General features: G+C 63.9%; 2 protein-coding genes and 1 pseudogene. 1 reads left to right on the forward strand and 2 read right to left on the reverse strand.

Translation table 11 applies throughout. The features are described from left to right. Positions 1-66: 66 nt before the first annotated feature. Both lepB and ACIQOV_RS38890 read right to left on the reverse strand, forming a co-directional pair. Positions 67-525 carry a signal peptidase I gene (gene lepB, locus ACIQOV_RS38885; protein ID WP_401055551.1) on the reverse strand — a complete coding sequence of 153 codons (459 nt, stop codon included), beginning with the start codon at positions 523-525 and terminating at the stop codon, positions 67-69. Between the two features lie 68 nt (positions 526-593). Further along, positions 594-1,415 (reverse strand): hypothetical protein, encoded by an 822-nt coding sequence (locus ACIQOV_RS38890; protein ID WP_401055549.1) that lies wholly within the window; start codon positions 1,413-1,415, stop codon positions 594-596. A gap of 388 nt (positions 1,416-1,803) precedes the next feature. Here ACIQOV_RS38890 and ACIQOV_RS38895 point away from each other — a divergent pair. Continuing rightward, positions 1,804-1,986, forward strand: a pseudogene (locus ACIQOV_RS38895) (transposase); the annotation flags it as partial. Between the last annotated feature and the right edge of the window lie 93 nt (positions 1,987-2,079).

Raw genomic sequence — 2,079 nt, forward strand, 5'->3', positions numbered from 1 at the left:
CTCCACCGGGCAGCCCGTACCCGCCCCCGCCCGGTGGAGCCCGTTCCCGCGTACGGTCTTCGGCTGTCACCGGACTACCCGCAATCGACGTGGCGGCCATACGACGAGAATAACCCGGCCTGTTACCTGCCGAGAACTGATGCACCCGTATTCTCGTGAGTCGCGTGAAACCCCTCGATTGTCTCCCAGTACGAAAATTCTGCCCAGGGGTACGTCAACCCGCGTGTCGTTGTCGATCGAGCCGTCCGCCCGGGCGCTGCCGCCGACAAGAACGCTGTCCCCTCCTGTGGCGGCGACGCGCTTGACCATCCTGCGCCCGTCGGTACCGGAGGTGAAGACCACGACCTGGCCGCGAGCGGGACAGTGCCGCGTCAGTACCGGCCTCCGGACGACCAGGAGACGGTCGTCGACAAGTAGTGTCGGCGTCATGGACTCCGTTGCTATCCGAACGAAACAGGTCAGCGAAGTCACGGCAATGACTGCCAGCGCCAATCCGGTCAGGTATATGATCTCCGCAGGGTGCACTGGTCGTTCCCCCAGCCGGCCGTCGGAAAGCCTGCCCCGCGATTCCTCGGCGGGGCAGGTGTGGAATTTCAACGGCCAAGTTTTAGCCTGAAGTCGGGGATGGCGCGATGTTGATCTCCGATGCTGAGGACAGCCGAGGCCCGCCTCGCCTGGTACTTGATGTCCCCCAGAAGCACATAGCCGCTTTCTCGCGCCGAGAACGGGGCCGGAAGAAGGCCCTCGTCGAATCCCTCGGAGGTGACGATATCCAGCTCGACGTACGAGGACGGCTCGGAGATGAACCGGGTCAGCTCCAGAGGGAACCAGACGGTATCGGTCTTGAATGAATAGTGAACACTGCCGCCAGGTGCGAAGTTGACAAACTCTGACGAGTCTTCCCGCGCGCTGTGGAAATATGAGCGGAGGAACAGGTCCTGACGCCCGCCGTTGTAGACGATCACGGCGCGCTGGAGTACCAGGCTGCAGGCCACGAATGATCCAGGATCAGTGACGCTCGGATGGTCCACCAGCGCCATGAAGATGGTATTGCCGCTCTTGAGATAGCTTTCGTAGACGCTCAGGGCTTCGGGCTCCATCTCGATTCCGTGGCGTCCTTGCCAGCGCACCAGCTCGTCGGGAGTCCATGCAGTGCAGGCGTTGAACACCTCGGACGTGCGAAGGTTCTTCAAGTACTTCTCAGGGTAGTCCGACGGAATCCCTGGCCCGGTGGCCTGCTCGACCCGCTCGAAGATACCGCCGTTCGCCACCCTCACCCGTGCCTCTTCGGGGGCGGGCCCCGACCATGTGACGACGAGTCCGCCGTCAAAGTACATGGGTGCGTCACCGCACTTCAGATCGGCATAGGCAGGTCGCGAAAGGCGGACCATGAGGCCTACCAGGACAACTGCCATGCACGTCATGACAAAAATAAGCATGAGGCTCTCCCGTCTGTCACAATCTCTATGCTTGGGGAGCTTTAAGAATCAGTGAAGACGTGTCGCGCGCACGCAAAATGCAGTGGAGACAATGGGGGCAGATGATCCCAGGAACCACTGGGCTTGCTGTCAAGCCTAGTCGCCGCCGACATGATTCGCACCCGTACGGTAACCGTTCCGTCACGGCTGCGGCCCCGGGATGGGTTGCGATCGACATCTGTCATGTGCCCGTCCAGCACGTCCGACCGCCACCAGCCTTGGGGGCGCGGAGAGAACTGGGGGCGCAGCCGGCCATCACCTGTGCGCGTCACGACGGGACCAGTTGGGCGCCGCTTCCTCAACACGCCGGCTTGACAGGGAAGGCGAACTCACCGAATGGCAGGCCGAGCACCACCGCGACCACAAGCAGGTCCGAGCCCGCGTCGAGCACGTCTCCGCCCGGATGAAGGCCTGGAAGATCCTGCGCGATTGCCGTCTCAAGGGCGACGGCGTCCATCACGCCATGCTCGGTATCGCCCGCCTGCACAACCGCCGCCAAGCCGCGTAGCCGAGCGCAGACCGGCGACCGACCGACCCCGCCCCCGACGCCCCGTACGAGCCCCCGCCCACTCCCCCGCCGGGCGGGGGAGTGGGCGGGGGC

Origin of the sequence: Kitasatospora sp. NPDC091257, assembly GCF_044757675.1 — a bacterium.
GTDB lineage: Bacteria > Actinomycetota > Actinomycetes > Streptomycetales > Streptomycetaceae > Kitasatospora > Kitasatospora lactacystinica.